Source organism: Pseudomonas sp. HMSC076A11, assembly GCF_001810205.1.
Classification (GTDB): domain Bacteria; phylum Pseudomonadota; class Gammaproteobacteria; order Pseudomonadales; family Pseudomonadaceae; genus Pseudomonas; species Pseudomonas aeruginosa.
The window spans coordinates 76,877-93,240 of sequence record NZ_KV800293.1 but is presented as its reverse complement, the minus strand read 5'-3'; the positions used below and the strand labels follow the sequence as shown (position 1 = coordinate 93,240).

Annotated in this window: 15 protein-coding genes; 10 read left to right on the top strand and 5 right to left on the bottom strand. The window is 65.9% G+C overall.

What is annotated here, in order from left to right:
* Nucleotides 1-327: 327 nt before the first annotated feature.
* Together HMPREF2716_RS11330 and HMPREF2716_RS11325 are read right to left on the bottom strand one after the other, a co-directional pair.
* Nucleotides 328-1,278, bottom strand: a complete 951-nt coding sequence (locus HMPREF2716_RS11330) for a homoserine kinase (protein ID WP_043089822.1) — start codon at nucleotides 1,276-1,278, stop codon at nucleotides 328-330.
* 33 nt (nucleotides 1,279-1,311) lie between these two features.
* On the bottom strand, nucleotides 1,312-1,602 hold the full coding sequence (locus HMPREF2716_RS11325) for a DUF2782 domain-containing protein (protein WP_003096984.1): 291 nt from the start codon (nucleotides 1,600-1,602) through the stop codon (nucleotides 1,312-1,314).
* 77 nt (nucleotides 1,603-1,679) lie between these two features.
* On the opposite strand from HMPREF2716_RS11325, the gene polA reads away from it, so the two are divergent.
* Entirely contained in the window at nucleotides 1,680-4,421 is a 2,742-nt protein-coding gene (gene polA / locus HMPREF2716_RS11320) for a DNA polymerase I (protein WP_003118455.1), read from the top strand.
* A gap of 263 nt (nucleotides 4,422-4,684) precedes the next feature.
* On the opposite strand, the gene yihA is transcribed toward polA, so the two are convergent.
* Nucleotides 4,685-5,332 (bottom strand): ribosome biogenesis GTP-binding protein YihA/YsxC, encoded by a 648-nt coding sequence (gene yihA / locus HMPREF2716_RS11315; protein ID WP_031631986.1) that lies wholly within the window; start codon nucleotides 5,330-5,332, stop codon nucleotides 4,685-4,687.
* Between the two features lie 183 nt (nucleotides 5,333-5,515).
* Here yihA and HMPREF2716_RS11310 point away from each other — a divergent pair, with 183 nt between their 5' ends.
* The 7 genes from HMPREF2716_RS11310 to ampDh2 all read left to right on the top strand — a co-directional run bounded on the left by HMPREF2716_RS11310 (nucleotide 5,516) and on the right by ampDh2 (nucleotide 11,689).
* On the top strand, nucleotides 5,516-5,809 hold the full coding sequence (locus tag HMPREF2716_RS11310; protein WP_003096979.1) for a c-type cytochrome: 294 nt from the start codon (nucleotides 5,516-5,518) through the stop codon (nucleotides 5,807-5,809).
* A gap of 45 nt (nucleotides 5,810-5,854) precedes the next feature.
* Nucleotides 5,855-6,460, top strand: a complete 606-nt coding sequence (locus HMPREF2716_RS11305; RefSeq protein ID WP_003102831.1) for a c-type cytochrome — start codon at nucleotides 5,855-5,857, stop codon at nucleotides 6,458-6,460.
* Between the two features lie 167 nt (nucleotides 6,461-6,627).
* Nucleotides 6,628-7,263 (top strand): thiol:disulfide interchange protein DsbA, encoded by a 636-nt coding sequence (gene dsbA / locus HMPREF2716_RS11300; protein WP_003096976.1) that lies wholly within the window; start codon nucleotides 6,628-6,630, stop codon nucleotides 7,261-7,263.
* A gap of 15 nt (nucleotides 7,264-7,278) precedes the next feature.
* Complete coding sequence (locus tag HMPREF2716_RS11295; RefSeq protein WP_003096975.1) at nucleotides 7,279-8,157, top strand: endonuclease/exonuclease/phosphatase family protein; 879 nt, start codon at nucleotides 7,279-7,281, stop codon at nucleotides 8,155-8,157.
* Entirely contained in the window at nucleotides 8,154-10,169 is a 2,016-nt protein-coding gene (gene dgcP / locus HMPREF2716_RS11290) for a diguanylate cyclase DgcP (RefSeq protein ID WP_058149008.1), read from the top strand. Before HMPREF2716_RS11295 ends, dgcP begins: the two co-directional genes overlap by 4 nt.
* Before the next feature lie 117 nt (nucleotides 10,170-10,286).
* Entirely contained in the window at nucleotides 10,287-10,880 is a 594-nt protein-coding gene (locus HMPREF2716_RS11285; RefSeq protein ID WP_003102836.1) for a MarC family protein, read from the top strand.
* A gap of 29 nt (nucleotides 10,881-10,909) precedes the next feature.
* Nucleotides 10,910-11,689: an N-acetylmuramoyl-L-alanine amidase AmpDh2 gene (ampDh2, locus tag HMPREF2716_RS11280; protein ID WP_003096970.1), complete on the top strand. Its 780-nt coding sequence runs from the start codon at nucleotides 10,910-10,912 to the stop codon at nucleotides 11,687-11,689.
* Between the two features lie 34 nt (nucleotides 11,690-11,723).
* Here the strand turns inward: ampDh2 and HMPREF2716_RS11275 are convergent, their stop codons facing one another.
* Nucleotides 11,724-13,511, bottom strand: coding sequence for a KinB sensor domain-containing domain (locus tag HMPREF2716_RS11275; RefSeq protein ID WP_003114120.1), 1,788 nt, complete (start codon nucleotides 13,509-13,511; stop codon nucleotides 11,724-11,726).
* Entirely contained in the window at nucleotides 13,508-14,857 is a 1,350-nt protein-coding gene (algB, locus tag HMPREF2716_RS11270) for a sigma-54-dependent response regulator transcription factor AlgB (RefSeq protein WP_003161972.1), read from the bottom strand. The genes HMPREF2716_RS11275 and algB overlap by 4 nt, the downstream gene beginning before the upstream one ends.
* 474 nt (nucleotides 14,858-15,331) lie before the next feature.
* Here algB and HMPREF2716_RS11265 point away from each other — a divergent pair, with 474 nt between their 5' ends.
* Nucleotides 15,332-15,493 (top strand): DUF1328 domain-containing protein, encoded by a 162-nt coding sequence (locus HMPREF2716_RS11265; protein WP_003096961.1) that lies wholly within the window; start codon nucleotides 15,332-15,334, stop codon nucleotides 15,491-15,493.
* Between the two features lie 21 nt (nucleotides 15,494-15,514).
* A complete protein-coding gene (locus HMPREF2716_RS11260; protein ID WP_003114119.1) occupies nucleotides 15,515-15,982 on the top strand; it encodes an inhibitor of vertebrate lysozyme family protein in 468 nt (155 codons plus the stop codon).
* The last annotated feature ends 382 nt before the right edge of the window (nucleotides 15,983-16,364 follow it).

Below are 16,364 nucleotides of genomic sequence, written 5' to 3'. Positions count from 1 at the left end.
ACGACGAAGCCTCGACAGGATGTCGGCTCGGCCTTACCCAAGACGCCGAACCGCATGCGTTTTGAAGGGCGAACGACCGGCCAGGATGGCCGGGCCGGGGGTTGGCTGAACGACGAGGCCTCGACAGGATGTCGGCTCGGCCTCACCCAAGACGCCGAACCGCATGCGTTTTTCAATGCGAACGACCGGCCAGGATGGCCGGGCCGGGGGTGGGCTGAACGACGAAGCCTCGACAGGATGTCGGCTCGGCCTCACTCCGAGACGCCGAACCGCATGGTTTTTGAAGGGCGAACGGCCGCAGGACGGCCGTGCTCCTGTGGTTCCTGCCTACAACGCAAACGGCAAATGAATCTCCACGTTCTGCCGTTGCGCCAGGCGCATCTCGAACTCCGCCGGATCATGGATCAGCACGTCCTGTCCGGCGAACGCCTCGGCGGCGATCAGTCGCGACAGCCAGAAGCGCACGCAGGCGACCCGCAGCATGCTCGGCCAGTGCTCGGCTTCCAGCGCGGTGAACGGCCGGCGGTTGGCGTAGGCGGCGAGCAGGGCGCGGGCGCGGGCCGGGTCCAGGCTGCCGTCGGTATTGGAGCACCAGTCGTTCAGGGTGATCGCCAGGTCGTAGAGCATCCAGCCGGAGCAGGCGTTGTAGAAGTCGATCAGGCCGGCCAGGTGCGGGCCGTCGAACAGCACGTTGTCGCGGAACAGGTCGGCATGCAGGTTGGCGCGCGGCAGCGCTGGACGCTCGGCATCCAGCGCGGCGATCTCCGCCAGGGCCGGGGCGAGCAGGGCGCGGGCCTGTTCCGGTAGTCGCGGGGTGAGGTTGGCACCTTGTTCCAGCATCCAGGGCAGGCCTCGGTCGCTGGGGCGTTCGAGGATGCGCCCGCGGGTGGCGGCGTGAAGGTGGCCGAGCAGATCGCCCACTTCCTGGCAGTGGTGGGCGTTCGGCTGCCGCTCGTGGCGGCCGGCCAGGCGCGGTTGCAGCAGCGCCGGCTTGCCTTCGAGACGGCGCAGGGCCTCGCCGTCGCGGGTGCGCAGGGCGTAGGGCACCGGCAGGCCGTCCTCGTGGAGCACGTCGAGCAGTTCGATGAAGAACGGCAGGTCCTGCACCGGGCCGCGCTCGACCAGGGTCAGGACGAACTCGCCGTGTTCCAGGCTGACGAAGAAGTTGCTGTTCTCGGAGCCTTCGGCGATGCCACGGAAATCCCGCAGGCGGCCCAGGTCGTAGGGGGCGAGGAAGGCTTCCAGGGTCGAGCGTTCGAGTGGGGTGAACACCGACATGTCAGCGCGGCCTCGCCAGGTTGGAAATGCACATCACCAGCTGAAGATCTCCCATTGTGGAATCAGCTTGTCCGGCTGGTCGGAGCGAATGAAGTTGCCATCGCTGCCGTCGGCGCGGACCAGGAAATAGGGTTTGCCATGCTTGGGAACCACCTTGATGGCGTAGAGGAAGCCATTCACGCGGTATTCCTGGATGGTCTTGTCGCCCTCCTGGCGGATGGTTACGTCGGGCTCGCCGGAGGGCGCGTCGTCGTCCGCCGCCATCGCGACGAGCGGGGCGAACGCCAGCAGTCCGGCGAGCATCAAGCGGTTCAGCGTACGCATGGTAACCTTGCTCCTTTATCGAATCGTCCAGGGTTCATTCTACACGCCCTGGTCTCCGGAAAAGGTTGATTCCCCTCATGAGCCAAGCGCCCCTCGTCCTGGTGGACGGTTCCTCGTACCTGTATCGCGCCTTCCATGCCCTGCCGCCGCTGACCACCTCGACCGGCAAGCCCACCGGTGCGGTGAAGGGCGTGCTGAACATGCTCCTGAGCCTGCGCAAGCAGTACCCGGACAGCCCGTTCGCGGTGGTCTTCGACGCCAAGGGCCCGACCTTCCGCGACGAGCTGTTCGCCGAGTACAAGGCCAACCGGCCGTCGATGCCCGACGACCTGCGGGTCCAGGTCGAGCCGCTGCATGCCAGCGTCCGCGCCCTTGGCCTGCCGCTGCTGTGCGTGGAGGGGGTCGAGGCCGACGACGTGATCGGCACCCTGGCGCGCAGCAGCGCCGCGGCTGACCGCCCGGTGGTGATTTCCACCGGCGACAAGGACATGGCGCAACTGGTCGACGGGCACATTACGCTGGTCAACACCATGACCGGTAGCCGCCTCGACGTGGATGGCGTGAAAGAGAAATTCGGCGTCGGTCCTGAGCTGATCATCGATTTCCTCGCCCTGATGGGCGACAAGGTCGACAACATCCCCGGCGTTCCGGGTGTCGGCGAGAAAACCGCGCTGGGCCTGCTGACCGGTGTCGGTGGCGGCCTGGAGGTGCTCTACGCCAGCCTGGACAAGGTGCCCGAGCTACCGATCCGCGGCGCCAAGGGCTTGCCGGCGAAGCTCGAGGAAAATCGCGAGCAGGCGTTCCTGTCCTATCAACTGGCGACCATCAAGACCGACGTCGAACTGGACGTGGAGATCGACAAGCTGTATCCCGGCGAGCCGCAGCGCGAAGCGCTGATCGCCCTGTACCGCGAGCTGGAGTTCAAGAACTGGCTGGACGACCTCCTGCGCGAGGCCAAGGAGGCCGGCGAGAACGGCGAGGCGGAAACGCCTATCCAGGCCGAGGTCGACTACGACGTGGTGCTCGACCAGGCCGGATTCGACGCCTGGCTGAAGAAGCTGGAGGAGGCCGAGCTGATCGCCTTCGATACCGAGACCACCAGCATCGACGCCCAGCAGGCGCAGGTGGTGGGGGTGTCCTTCGCCGTGAAGGAGGGCGAGGCCGCCTACGTGCCGCTGGCCCACAGCTACATGGGCGTTCCGGAGCAACTGGATCGTGACGCGGTGCTGCGTGCGTTGAAACCGCTGCTGGAGGATCCGAAGAAGCTCAAGGTCGGCCAGCATGCCAAGTACGACATCAATGTCCTGGCCAATGCCAGCACCCCCATCGCGCTGCGGGGCGTAGCCTACGACACCATGCTCGAGTCCTATGTGCTGGACTCCACCGCCACTCGCCACGACATGGACAGCCTGGCCCTGAAGTACCTCGGCCACAGCACCATCCGTTTCGAGGACATCGCCGGCAAGGGCGCCAAGCAACTGACCTTCGACCAGATCGCCATCGAACAGGCCGGGCCCTATGCGGCGGAGGACGCCGACGTGACCCTGCGCCTGCACCAGGCCCTGTGGCAGAAGCTGGAGGCGATCCCGTCCCTGGCCAGGGTCCTGACCGACATCGAGATGCCGCTGGTACCGGTGCTGGCGCGGATCGAGCGCAACGGCGCGTTGGTCGACGCCAACCTGCTGGGCATCCAGAGCCGCGAACTGGGCGAGAAGATGGTCGCCCTGGAGCGCCAGGCATACGACCTGGCAGGGCAGGAATTCAACCTCGGCTCGCCCAAGCAGCTCGGCGCGATCCTCTACGACAAGCTCGGCCTGCCGGTTCTGAGCAAGACCGCGACCGGCCAGCCGTCCACCGCCGAGGCAGTGCTCGCCGAACTGGCCGAGCAGGACTTCGAGCTGCCCAAGGTGATCATGCAGTACCGCTCCATGAGCAAGCTCAAGAGCACCTACACCGACCGCCTGCCCGAGCAGATCAACCCGCGTACCGGACGCATCCATACCTCATACCACCAGGCGGTGGCGGCTACCGGGCGGCTGTCGTCGAGCGACCCGAACCTGCAGAACATCCCGATCCGTACCGCGGAGGGCCGGCGCATCCGCCAGGCGTTCGTCGCGCCGCAGGGCTACAAGCTATTGGCCGCGGACTACTCGCAGATCGAGCTGCGGATCATGGCCCACCTGGCCAAGGACGATGGCCTGCTGGATGCCTTCCGCCACGACCTGGACGTACACCGCGCCACCGCGGCGGAAGTCTTCGGCGTGCCGCTGGAAGACGTCAGCGGCGACCAGCGACGCAGCGCCAAGGCGATCAACTTCGGATTGATCTACGGCATGAGCGCCTTCGGCCTGGCCAAGCAGATCGGCGTCGAGCGCAAGGAGGCCCAGGCCTACATCGACCGTTACTTCGCCCGCTACCCCGGCGTCCTGGCGTACATGGAACGGACCCGCGCCCAGGCCGCGGAGCAGGGCTTCGTCGAAACCCTGTTCGGCCGTCGCCTGTACCTGCCGGAGATCCATTCGAAGAACGGCGCCATGCGCAAGGCCGCCGAGCGCACCGCGATCAACGCGCCGATGCAGGGCACCGCGGCGGACATCATGAAGCGCGCCATGGTCGCTGTGGATAACTGGCTGCAGGAAAGCGGCCTCGATGCCCGGGTGATCCTCCAGGTGCACGACGAACTGGTGCTGGAAGTGCGCGAGGAGCTGGTCGAGCAGGTGTGCGAGGGAATCCGCCCGCTGATGAGCGGAGCGGCGACCCTGGACGTACCGCTGGTGGTCGAGGCGGGTGTCGGTTCGAACTGGGACGAAGCCCACTGATGAACGGTTGCGAGGCCCGTATGGCGGGCCTTGCGAGCAGGTCCGGAGGGCCCGGGGAGGGTGCCGTGGAAAAGTTTTTCGCGGCGCGCTGAACTTTCCCGTTTTGCCGACAGTCAGAACACACGAATGGCTTCTTGAGCCCTTCGATGCTCCTTTGCAGTGTTTAGTGTTGGCAGATTCCTGGACCCCGCCCTAGCGGTCCGGACTTGAACCCCGAACTTCCCCCTCCCCATACGAAGCTCGGGGTTTTTTTTGCCTGGAATTCAGGCTTCCTCGAACGCCTCTTGTTCCTCGTCCAGCAGGCCCAGCCATTGCGCCAGGACCATTTGCGCCTCGTCGACGCCCTGGCGCTTGGGCGCGGAGAACAGTTGCAGGGTGGCGACGTCGCCCCAGCCTTGCTGGACTTCCCGGCGTACCTTGAACAGGGCGTTCTTGGCCGCGCCGAAGGCCAGCTTGTCGGCCTTGGTCATCAGTACATGGATCGGTAGCTGGCTGGCCTGGGCCCAATCCAGCATCAGTCGGTCGAAGTCGGTGAGCGGGTGGCGGATGTCCATCATCAGGAACACCCCGGCCAGGCTTGCGCGGCTGCTCAGGTAGGCTTCCAGGTGGCGCTGCCAGTGCTGCTTCAGGGGGATCGGCACCTTCGCGTAGCCGTAGCCGGGCAGGTCCACCAGGCGCCGCGAGTCGTCCAGGGCGAAGAAATTGAGCAGTTGGGTACGTCCCGGGGTTTTCGAGGTGCGCGCCAGGTTGGCGTGGGTGAGGGTGTTCAGCGCGCTCGACTTGCCGGCATTGGAGCGCCCGGCGAAAGCGACTTCCAGGCCCTCGTCGGGGGGGCACTGGTCGACCTGGGCGGCACTGATGAGAAAGCTGGCCTTCTGGCACAGGCCGACGATGGGGTTCTTCTCTGACATGGGTTATCCACAGGGGTGCGACTCGGTGTCGCGGGGGGCTGTTTCGTTTCCGTTTCGGTATCGGAAGTATATAATGCCGCGGATTTTGTGTGCGCTTTATCCCCCAGGGTCGAGCGCGCGCGGGAACGGACAGAGCATTTTCCGCGCGGTAGAACGCGGGCGTTCCCCCTGATGAGGACGATCATGAAGAAACTGCTGCTCGCAGCGACAGTCGTTGCGGTGGCCGTTACGGCGCAGGCGGCGCAGGACCCGGAAGCAGTGTTCAACCGGACCTGTGGCGCGTGTCACGACGGCCAGCTGCCGATGGCGCCGAAAAAGGGCGACCATGCCGCCTGGGAGCCGCGGCTGGCCAAGGGCATGCCGACCCTGGTCCAGCATGTGACCAACGGATTCAACGCCATGCCGCCCCGCGGCCTGTGCACCGACTGCAGTGCCGAAGACTACCAGGCAACCATCCAGTGGATGGTGAAGAAGTAGCCGAAGCCCACTATCTTTCACCCTTAGCCGTAATTGGATTAGCTGATGAACAAACTTCTCGTGAGTCTGCTGTTGACCCTGGGTCTGACCGGCCTTGCCCATGCCGCTGGCGATGCCGCCGCGGGCCAGGCGAAAGCCGCGGTATGCGGCGCCTGTCACGGTGCGGATGGCAACAGCCCGGCGCCGAACTTCCCGAAACTGGCCGGCCAGGGCGAGCGTTACCTGCTCAAGCAGATGCATGACATCAAGGACGGCAAGCGTACCGTGCTGGAAATGACCGGCCTGCTGACCAACCTCAGCGACCAGGACCTGGCCGACATCGCCGCCTACTTCGCCAGCCAGAAGATGAGCGTCGGCATGGCCGATCCGAACCTGGTGGCCCAGGGCGAAGCGCTGTTCCGCGGCGGCAAGATCGCCGAAGGCATGCCGGCCTGCACCGGTTGCCATTCCCCGAGCGGCGTCGGCATCGCAACCGCCGGTTTCCCGCACCTGGGCGGCCAGCACGCGACCTACGTGGCCAAGCAGCTGACCGACTTCCGCGAAGGCACCCGCACCAACGACGGCGACACCAAGATCATGCAGTCCATCGCCGCCAAGCTGTCGAACAAGGACATCGCCGCGATTTCCAGCTACATCCAGGGTCTGCACTGATCGCTGCGTAGCACGGCAAAAAAGATGTATGAAAAAGGGTGGCCTCGGCTGCCCTTTTTTGCGTCCGCCATCGCTACAATGCTGGAACCCGTGACCGCTCCCCCCGGTCGAACTGACCGGGCCGAACCCGGCCGGAGAGCGGCACTGACCTCGCCTAGGAGTGAACGATGCGTAACCTGATTCTCACCGCCATGCTGGCCATGGCCAGCCTGTTCGGCATGGCCGCCCAGGCCGACGACTATACCGCCGGCAAGGAATACGTCGAGCTGAGCAGCCCGGTGCCGGTGTCCCAGCCGGGCAAGATCGAAGTGGTGGAACTGTTCTGGTATGGCTGCCCGCATTGCTACGCGTTCGAGCCGACCATCGTGCCGTGGAGCGAGAAGCTGCCGGCAGATGTCCATTTCGTGCGCCTGCCTGCCCTGTTCGGCGGTATCTGGAACGTCCATGGGCAGATGTTCCTGACCCTGGAAAGCATGGGTGTCGAGCATGACGTACACAACGCCGTGTTCGAGGCGATCCACAAGGAGCACAAGAAGCTCGCCACTCCGGAAGAAATGGCCGATTTCCTCGCCGGCAAGGGCGTGGACAAGGAAAAATTCCTGAGCACCTATAATTCCTTTGCCATCAAGGGCCAGATGGAAAAGGCCAAGAAGCTGGCGATGGCCTACCAGGTCACCGGCGTACCGACCATGGTGGTCAATGGCAAATATCGCTTCGACATCGGCTCCGCCGGTGGTCCGGAGGAAACCCTCAAGCTGGCCGACTACCTGATCGAGAAAGAGCGCGCAGCGGCCAAGAAGTAGGCAAGGTGATTCGGCATGTTGCGCCGCTGGCAGCGTGAACCTCGGGTCGCAGGCAGCTGCGACCCGCGAGTGAACCCCTCCTGTGACGATTCGCGGGAGCTGCCCGACGACGGCCGCCTGCGCCTTCTCAGCTTCAACATCCAGGTCGGTATCAGCACCGAGCGCTACCGCCACTACCTGACCCGCGGTTGGCAGCACCTGCTGCCCCACGCGGGGCGGGCGACCAACCTGAAGCGGATCGGCGAACTGCTCGCCGACTACGATCTCGTCGCCCTCCAGGAAGCCGACGGCGGCAGCCTGCGTTCCGGCTACGTCAACCAGGTCGAGCACCTGGCCCAGTTGGGGGCGTTCCCCTACTGGTACCAGCAGCTCAACCGCAACCTCGGGCGTATCGCCCAGCACAGCAACGGCCTGCTCAGCCGCTGGCGGCCGACCCTGCTGGAAGATCATCCGTTGCCCGGTCCGCCGGGGCGCGGCGCGATCTTCGTGCGTTTTGGCGAAGGCGCCGACGCGCTGGTGGTAGTGATGATGCATCTCGCTCTCGGCGCTCGCACCCGCACCCGCCAGCTCGCCTATATCCGCGAGCTGATCGGCGACTACCGCCACCAGGTGCTGATGGGCGACATGAACACCCATGCCGTCGATCTTCTGGAAAACTCGCCCCTGCGCGACCTCGGCCTGATGGCGCCGCAGGTCGAGGCGACGTTTCCCAGCTGGCGGCCGCAGCGCAATCTCGACCACATCCTGCTCAGTTCCGATCTCGCTCTCGAGCGGGTCGACGTGCTCGACCAGCCGATCTCCGACCATCTGCCGGTATCGGTGGAGATTCGCCTGCCGGACAACCTGCGCGACAAGGCCTTGGTCGTGCGCGGGGATGCCGGGAGTCCGCCATGAGTCGCGACGACGTCCAGCGCTGGAAAGACAAGTACCTGGAGAACATCGAGCAGCAGGAGCGCCTGCAACGGCGCTGGGATGCCCGCATCGACCTGCTGCGTCGCGGCCTGGTGCGTAGCAGTCTGGCGGCCGAAGGCAGCGACAAGGCGGTCGACCAGTGCATGAAGGAGCTACGCGAGATCCTCCGTCGCGACGACATGGACGCCGGCCTGTCGGGCCTGATTCCGCGCCTGGAAAAGGCCGTGCTCGACTCCGAACAACGCCGCCAGCAACGCACCCAGCAGAACATCGATGCTCTCGGCGAACTGGCCCAGCAGTTGCTGGCCCTGGACCTGCCGCGGGAACTGCGCAAGCCGCTGAAGCAGTTCGCCCGCGATATCGAGGAGCGCGCCCGGCAGTCGCGCGAGATTCCGATCCTGCTCAGCGAGCTGAGCAGGCTGCAACGCCAGGCGCTGGCCGAGCGCAAGGGCGGCGATGCCGAAGACGGTCGCCCGAGCCTGTTGCAACGCCTGTTCGGCGGCAAGGAGTCGGAAACCACCGCGGAGCCGAGCGCATCGGTGCCGTCCGTTGTGGCGGCAAGCAATACACCGATCCAACCGGCGGCGGCCGCGCCGTCCCTGCCGGTCGCCGAGCACGACGAGGCGCCAGGCGGTCCGCCGCAGCCGTTGCCCGCCCGCACGGTCGCCGCCATCGAAAGCGCGCCAGCGGGTTGGGTCGGGGTCGCCGAGCGTGGCGAGCCGAACCAGGTCCTGCTGGATGAGCCCCGGGAAATCTGGCTCGACAGCCTGCCGCTACCGGCCGGCCTGAGCTTTAGCGAGACGCTGGAAGAAGCGGGTGCGGAGCCGTCGCCCGCAATGCCGGCGGACGTTGAAAGCGCGCCCGAAGCTCCGGCCACTCCTGTGGATAACCTCGACGGGCAGGCGGTAGACGAGGCCTACGAACTGCCGCCGCCGATACCGGAGCCCGGCTACAGCGCGGTGGCGCCGCACATCGAGGCCAGCCTGCTGCGGCTGCTCGACGGCCTGTCCCTGCCGAGCAGCCACCAGCCCCAGGCCGAGGCGCTGCGGGAGCGGATCGATGGCAGCCTGAACTGGTATGAGCTGGTGCCGGTACTCGACGACCTGGCGGTGCTGGTGCTGTCCCTGGCGGACAGTGGCCAGCGCGACTTCGAGGAATACCTGCGGCAACTCAACGAGCGCCTGGAAAGCTTCCTCGGCCACCTGGGCGACGCCCACGCCGGCTATACCGACGTGCTGGACAACGCGCGCGGCTTCGACCAATCGCTGCGTGAGCAGGTCAGTGGCCTGCAGGCCAGCGTGCAGCAGGCGACCGACCTGAACAGCCTCAAGCTGGCGGTGGACAGCCGGCTGAACGGCCTGCTTGCCTCCATGGACGAACACCAGCGCGAACAGGCCGAGCACGAACAGGAGGTGTCCGGCCGCCTGCAGGCGCTGATGGAGCGGGTCAACAGCATGGAGCAGGATGCCAAGGCGTTCCACAGCCACCTGGAGGACCAGCGACAGAAAGCCCTGACCGATCCGCTGACCGGCCTGCCCAACCGCGCGGCGCTCAGCGAGCGCCTGGAACAGGAAGTGGCGCGCCGGCACCGGGACGGCGGCGATCTGCTGCTGGCGGTGCTGGACATCGACCACTTCAAGCGGATCAACGACGACTTCGGCCACCTGGCCGGGGACAAGGTGCTGAAGATCATTGCCGGCGAATTGCGCAAACGGTTGCGCCAGGCCGATTTCATCGCCCGTTTCGGCGGCGAGGAGTTCGTCGTCCTGCTCCCGGCCACGTCCCTGGAAGCCGGCCGGCAACTGCTCGAACGGCTGCGCGCGGCGATCGCCGCCTGTCCGTTCCATTTCAAGGGCGAGCCCCTGAGCATCACCTGTTCCGCCGGCATCACCGCGTTCGAAGGCAACGAGGCCGGCGAAGCGGTTTTCGAGCGTGCCGACCAGGCGCTGTATCGAGCCAAGCGCGCCGGCCGGGACCGCCTGGAAGTGGCCTGAAGGGCGACCAGCGCACATTCCGACGACTCGGGACGGGCTCGCCTGCAGGTGTTGCCGCGGCTCGCTAGAATGGTCCCGCCCGGTAGAATGACCGGCTGTCCCGCTCTGGAAACTCCCATGGATATGTTCGGCGTCGCCGTCCTGATCTTTCTGGTCACCGACCCCTTCGGCAACATCGCCGTGTTCCTCGCCGCGCTGAAAGGCGTCGCACCTGGGCGCCGCCTGCGCGTGGCGTTTCGCGAGCTGGCCTTCGCCCTGGGTCTGCTGCTGCTCTTCCTCACCCTCGGCGAGCACATCCTCAGCGGCCTCGGCCTGTCCCGCGAGGCGACCGGGATCGCGGGTGGCATCATCCTGTTCGTGATCGCCATGCGCCTGATCTTCCCGTCGCCCCAAGGGCTGCTCGGCGAAGTGCCCGACGGCGAGCCGCTGCTGGTGCCCCTGGCCACCCCGGCGGTGGCCGGGCCCTCGGCGCTGGCGATGCTGATCACCCTGCGCACCACCTTCGACGGTCCGCTGTGGGAGCTTTACCTGGCGGTGGTGCTGGCCTGGGCCGCTACTGCGCTGATCCTGCTGCAGGCGGCGTTCCTCCAGCGTTTCCTCGGCCCGCGCGGGCTGACCGCCATCGAGCGGCTGGCCGGCATGCTGCTGATCATGCTCAGCGTCGATATGCTGTTGGACAACCTGCGCAGCGTGTTGCACATCGCCGCCTGACCGCGCTGCCCATTTTTTTCGGAGTCATCATGCGTTCGTTCGTTCTACTGGCTTTCACCCTGTCGCTGCTGGCCGGCTGCTCCAGCGGCCCGCGCCTGAACACCGACTACACCTCGGCGAACCAGGACAGCCGCGTCCAGTTCATCGTCCTCCACTACACCTCCACCGATCTGCCGCATTCGCTGGGCATCCTCACCCACGGCGGCGTCAGCGCGCACTACCTGATCGGCGACGACGAGCCGGCCACCGTCTACCGCCTGGTGGATGAGAACCGCCGCGCCTGGCACGCCGGGGTCAGTGAATGGCAGGGCCGGACCTGGCTGAACGCCACCTCGATCGGCATCGAGATCGTCAACCAGGGCTATCGCGATACACCCCAGGGGCGGGTCTGGTATCCGTTCAGCGAAGCGCAGATCCAGGCGCTGATCCCCCTGTTGAAGGACATCGCCAAGCGCCACGGCATCACCCCGGACCGGATCATCGGACACAGCGATATCGCGCCGGGCCGCAAGGTCGATCCGGGTCCGCTGTTCCCCTGGAAGCGCCTCGCCGACGCCGGCCTGGTGCCCTGGCCGAAGCCCGGCGAATTGGCGCGCCGGCTCGCCGAACTGAACGGCCAGCTGCCGGATGTGCGCTGGTTCCAGCAGCAGTTGGCGCGGCACGGTTACCTGGTGCCGCAGACCGGCGAGCTGGAGAAGGACACCCGCGACGTCATCGGCGCTTTCCAGATGAAATACCGTCCGGCCCGCTTCGATGGCGAGCCGGACCTGGAAACCGCCGCCCTGCTGCTGGCGGTGCCGACTTCCTGAGGCCTGTGGAAAAGCCTGCCGGGAGCGGCCCCGGTCACACCGGCAGCAGCATGTAGAAGCGCGCGCCCTGGCCCGGTTGCGAGCGCACCGCGATGCGCCCGCCATGCAGCTGGATGATTTCCTTGCACAGCGCCAGGCCGAGGCCGGCGCCGCCCTTCTTGCGTCCGACCTGGACGAAAGGCTCGAAGATCCGTCCTTGCTGGCTGAAGGGAATGCCTTCGCCATTGTCTTCCACCGCGATCAGCACCCGGTCGCCCTGGCGCCGGGCCTGCAGGTGGATCTGCCCGCCTTCGCTGCTATGGCGCAGGGCGTTTTCCAGCAGGTTGTCGATCACCCGCTCGATCTGCAGGCGATCGAGCTGCAGGCGCGGCAGCTCATCGCCCAGCTCCAGTTGCAGCGAGACCCGGCGGGCCTCGCCCTTGGGAATGAAACGCTGCTGCGCCTGGGTGAGCAGGTCGACGAGGTCGCAGGAAGCCAGTTCGAGCTTCTGCATGCCGGTCTGGTAGCGCGAGAAGTTCAACAGGTCGTTGATCAGCAGGACCAGCCGCGACATCTCTTCGTCCACCGTCTGGATCAGGTCCGCTTCCCGTGACTCCGCGGGGAAGTCCAGGCGTTCGCGGAGCAGGCTGAAGGCCATCTGCATGCCGGTCACCGGCGTACGCAGTTCGTGGGAGGCGCGCAGGACGAATTCGCTGCGGACCCGTTCGAAGGCGCGCTGCTCGGTCACGTCGCGGACCACCAGCACCGCGCCGACGCTATGCCCGCCGGGATGGGTGACCGGATACAGCGACCAGGCCAGCAGGCGCGACTCGCCGGCGACGTCCACCACCAGGTCGGGCATCGCCTCGTCCTGGACTTCGCCGAGCAGGGCCTTTTCCACCGCCTCCTGGACATCGACATCGCTGAGTATTTCGTCGATCCGCTTGCCATGGGGGTCGTTGGAGACGAACAGCTGGCGGATCGCGACCGGGTTGGCGTGTTCGATGCGTCCCTGGTTGTCGAAGATCACCAGGCCGTCGTCGATGCTGTCGAGTACCGCCTGCAGGCGCCGCTCGCCGGAAAGCACCTCTTCGACGCTGGTCTTGCGATACTGCCGCAGGGCCTCGGCCATCAGGCCGAAACGCCGGGTCAACTGGCCGACCTCGGCGACGTTGGTCATCGGCAGGGTCACGTCGAAATCGCCTTCGCCGATCCTGTCCGCCGCCCGCGCCAGGGTTTCGATCGGCGCGCCGAAGCGCCGGGCGATGCTGTGGGCGGTGACGAAACCGATCAGCAGGATGGCGACGCCCACCAGGCCAAGCAGGCCGGCGACCAGGTAGGCACGATGGCGGGCGCTGGTCTCGGCTTCGCTGATGCCGGCCAGCGCCAGTTGCTGCAGGTCCTGCAGGCGCAGGCGCAAGCCATTGAAGGCTTCGCTGAAGCCGTCGTTGTCGGCCATGGGCGCTTCGAGCAGGGCCGGGGTGTGCGCCTGCAGTTGCAGGTAGGCGTCGCGGACGCCATCCAGGGCGGCCTGCTCGGCGCTGTCGACGGTATTCGCCCGGCCCTGTTCCAGGACTCGTCGGAAGTCGTTTTGCGAGCGCTCCAGGGCCTGCCCGTCGGGGGTTTCGCGGAGCAGTATGACCAACTGGTCGCCGAGCAACTGGCGCAGTTGCTGGCTCACCTCGATGGTCGCGTAGTGGTGCGACATCCGTTGTTCCTGGGCGCGGCCGAGCTGCATCACGCTGAACAGCCCGAGCAGCAGGCCGAACAGCGAGACGGTGATCAGCGCGGAAATGCTGAGGAACAACCGGGTCCGGAGCTTCATCGGCAGCGGCATGCTCATAGGCCGTACTGCTTGCGCTTCCGGTACAGGGTCGAGGCATCGATACCGAGGGTCTTGGCGGCCTGGTCGAGGGTCGCGCTGGAGGCCATCACCGCCGTGATATGGGCTTTCTCCAGGTCTTCCAGGCTCAGCGATTCGCCGATCCGCGGCGCGCTGCTGGCAGATTGCGCAGCGCTGAAACCGAGGTGGTCGACATCCACCAGTTCCTGGTTGCAGATGATGCTGGCGCGTTCGATCACGTTGCGTAGCTCGCGTACGTTGCCCGGCCAGGGGTATTGCCGCATGGCCTCGCGGGCGGCTTCGCTGAAGCCGCGGGCGGGGCGGCCGTAGTCCTTGACGAAGCGGGCGAGGAAACGTTCGGCCAGGCCGAGGATATCCTCGGCGCGTTCGCGCAGGGGAGGCAGGTTGAGCACGATCACGTTGAGGCGGTAGAGCAGGTCCTCGCGGAACTGGCCCTGGGCGACCATCGCGCCCAGGTCGCGGTTGGTCGCGGCAAGGATGCGTACGTCGGCGCGGCGGGTCACCGGATCGCCGACGCGTTCGTATTCCTTGTCCTGGATGAAGCGCAGCAGCTTGGGTTGCAAGGTCAGCGGGAAGTCGCCGATCTCGTCGAGGAACAGGGTGCCGCCGTCAGCCTGGCTGACCCTGCCCAGGGTGCTTTCGGTGGCACCGGTGAAGGCGCCGCGACTGTGCCCGAACAGTTCGCTTTCCATCAGTTCGGCGGTCAGCGACGGGCAGTTGATGGTGACCTGGGGCTTCTTCGCGCGTTTGCTCCAGGTGTGGATGGCGCGTGCCAGTTCGCCCTTGCCGGAGCCGGATTCGCCGAGGATGAGGATGTTGGCGTCGGTCGCCGCTACCTGGCGCGCGGTCTCCAGTACCGCGGCCATGGCCGGGCTGTGCGATTCCAGGCCGTCGCCCTGGCGGCGCACTTCGTCCTCCAGGGCCTCCAGGCGCGCGGTCAGTTGGCGCACCTCCAGTTGCTTGGCGGCGGCCAGGCGCAGTTGGTCCGGGCTGCAGGGCTTGACCAGGTAATCCACCGCGCCGGCCTGCATGGCATCGACCGCGGTATCCACCGCCGAATGCGCGGTGACGATCACCACGCGCATCCATGGCGCCTGGACGCGCATCTGGGCGAGAACGTCGAGCCCGTTGTCTTCGCCCAGGCGCAGGTCGAGGAAGCACAGGTCGAATACCTGGCGCTGCAACAGGGCCTCCGCCTGCGGCGCGCTGCTGGCGGTGGCCACGCTGTAGCCTTCGTCTTCGAGGCAATAACGGAAAGTGCGCAGGATCGCCGGCTCGTCATCGACCAGCAGGATGCGCCCCTGTTTTTCGGAAGTGGTTTCCATCGTTGCTTTTTATCCTCTAGGGAATTCACTGCCATTCGGCTTCTGGGTTAGTCCCCGGAAAGCCCATGCAAGTTGCAGAGCGCCCCGCCGCCCATCCGGGCGGCCAGGGCGGCGTGCAACCTGCCGATGTCTGTTCTTGGGTTTTCGGGAAGCCGTGGCGGCTCCACGGATGGCTCCGGGTAGCAGGTGCCGGGTCGCTTCCCTGTTGCATGTGACAGCGTACCGCGCCGATCGTGCAAAACGCCCGGAATAATTTGTCGCGTCGTGCAGGATGAACTGCGCAGACTACCTGGGTTGTTTTATAACTTATTGAATTAAAAGTGTTTTTATTTTTCAGAAAGGCTGGCATGCGGCGTGCAATGAGGTAGTCACGGTCTCCCTGAAGAAAAAATGGACACAGGCCGGTTCGCTACCCCGATGGGCCTGGCCCCGAGGCGGTACCGACAGTTCCGAAGGCACACAGGAGAAAACATCATGCTTAGTTGGGCTATCACCTTTCTGATCATCGCCATCATCGCTGCCGTCCTCGGGTTTGGTGGCATCGCAGGTGCCGCCACCGGAATCGCGAAGATCCTCTTCGTGCTGTTCCTGGTGCTCTTCGTGGTCTCGTTCTTCTTCGGACGCCGTCGCGGCTAGCCGGATGCCAAGGAGAAAGCGATGCGACTCATGCGTAACCTGATGAACGCACTGCTGCTCGGTGCCGCCGCCAGTTCGCTGGCGGTGGCGGCCGACAGGGACGGCGAATACCGCTTGAACGAACTGCAGAGCACCGATGCCGGATACCGCAAGGCCTGGCAGAACCTGGTGGAAGACGAGAGCCGCTTGCCCGACTGGGTGATGAATCTCTCGGGAACCGCTACGCCGATGCATGCCGTCGACGACCAGGGCGACAAGTATCTGGTTGGCGGTCTCTGCGAGAAGTCCGATTGCAAGGGCCAGCGCCTGCTGGTCGCCTTCGATTGGGACAAGAGTCATGCCTACGGGCTCTACGTGCAGGTGCCCGAAGGGCTGCCGCAGGACAAGTCGCCGAGCAAGCACGCCAGCTTCCGCTGGCTGGGCAAGCCGGAACCGGCGGTACAGAAGATCCTCGACGAACAACTCAAGGCCGATCCGAACTGGTACTGAGGCGGAACGGGCTTGCGTGACACCGCCCCGCCCGCAGCGGGGCATGGCCAGGGGACCGGGATGCGCTGGGTGAGGTCGATCCGGCGGGTTCCAGGGGTACAGGGAGTACCTCCTTCGGGGTCGGGCCAGGCGAAAACGCGCCGGAGGGGAGCCACCGATGTCTCGCTGCCTTCCGGCGCGCTTCTATATATAGAAGGGGTACGACGCTCCGCCGTCCGGCGGAGCGTCGGCTTCCGCAGCGATACTCCGCGAACTTCCCTGATATCGATCAATGCCTGTGGATGGCGGAGTCGTTTTACAATCGACCGCCCGCGCGTTCCGAGGCGCCCTCCCAGAAGGGCTTTACCGCGCGGTTATCCACAGAATGCCGCTTATCCACAGC

Excerpts from the sequence above, each read along its gene's own strand:
- HMPREF2716_RS11295 (WP_003096975.1), top strand. The coding sequence starts at position 7,279 with ATGTTGCGCCGCTGGCAGCGTGAACCTCGGGTCGCAGGCAGCTGCGAC.
- HMPREF2716_RS11330 (WP_043089822.1), bottom strand. The coding sequence starts at position 1,278 with ATGTCGGTGTTCACCCCACTCGAACGCTCGACCCTGGAAGCCTTCCTC.
- yihA (WP_031631986.1), bottom strand. The coding sequence starts at position 5,332 with ATGTCAGAGAAGAACCCCATCGTCGGCCTGTGCCAGAAGGCCAGCTTT.
- HMPREF2716_RS11275 (WP_003114120.1), bottom strand. The coding sequence starts at position 13,511 with ATGAGCATGCCGCTGCCGATGAAGCTCCGGACCCGGTTGTTCCTCAGC.
- dgcP (WP_058149008.1), top strand. The coding sequence starts at position 8,154 with ATGAGTCGCGACGACGTCCAGCGCTGGAAAGACAAGTACCTGGAGAAC.
- algB (WP_003161972.1), bottom strand. The coding sequence starts at position 14,857 with ATGGAAACCACTTCCGAAAAACAGGGGCGCATCCTGCTGGTCGATGAC.
- polA (WP_003118455.1), top strand. The coding sequence starts at position 1,680 with ATGAGCCAAGCGCCCCTCGTCCTGGTGGACGGTTCCTCGTACCTGTAT.
- HMPREF2716_RS11260 (WP_003114119.1), top strand. The coding sequence starts at position 15,515 with ATGCGACTCATGCGTAACCTGATGAACGCACTGCTGCTCGGTGCCGCC.
- HMPREF2716_RS11325 (WP_003096984.1), bottom strand. The coding sequence starts at position 1,602 with ATGCGTACGCTGAACCGCTTGATGCTCGCCGGACTGCTGGCGTTCGCC.
- dsbA (WP_003096976.1), top strand. The coding sequence starts at position 6,628 with ATGCGTAACCTGATTCTCACCGCCATGCTGGCCATGGCCAGCCTGTTC.
- HMPREF2716_RS11265 (WP_003096961.1), top strand. The coding sequence starts at position 15,332 with ATGCTTAGTTGGGCTATCACCTTTCTGATCATCGCCATCATCGCTGCC.
- ampDh2 (WP_003096970.1), top strand. The coding sequence starts at position 10,910 with ATGCGTTCGTTCGTTCTACTGGCTTTCACCCTGTCGCTGCTGGCCGGC.
- HMPREF2716_RS11305 (WP_003102831.1), top strand. The coding sequence starts at position 5,855 with ATGAACAAACTTCTCGTGAGTCTGCTGTTGACCCTGGGTCTGACCGGC.
- HMPREF2716_RS11285 (WP_003102836.1), top strand. The coding sequence starts at position 10,287 with ATGGATATGTTCGGCGTCGCCGTCCTGATCTTTCTGGTCACCGACCCC.
- HMPREF2716_RS11310 (WP_003096979.1), top strand. The coding sequence starts at position 5,516 with ATGAAGAAACTGCTGCTCGCAGCGACAGTCGTTGCGGTGGCCGTTACG.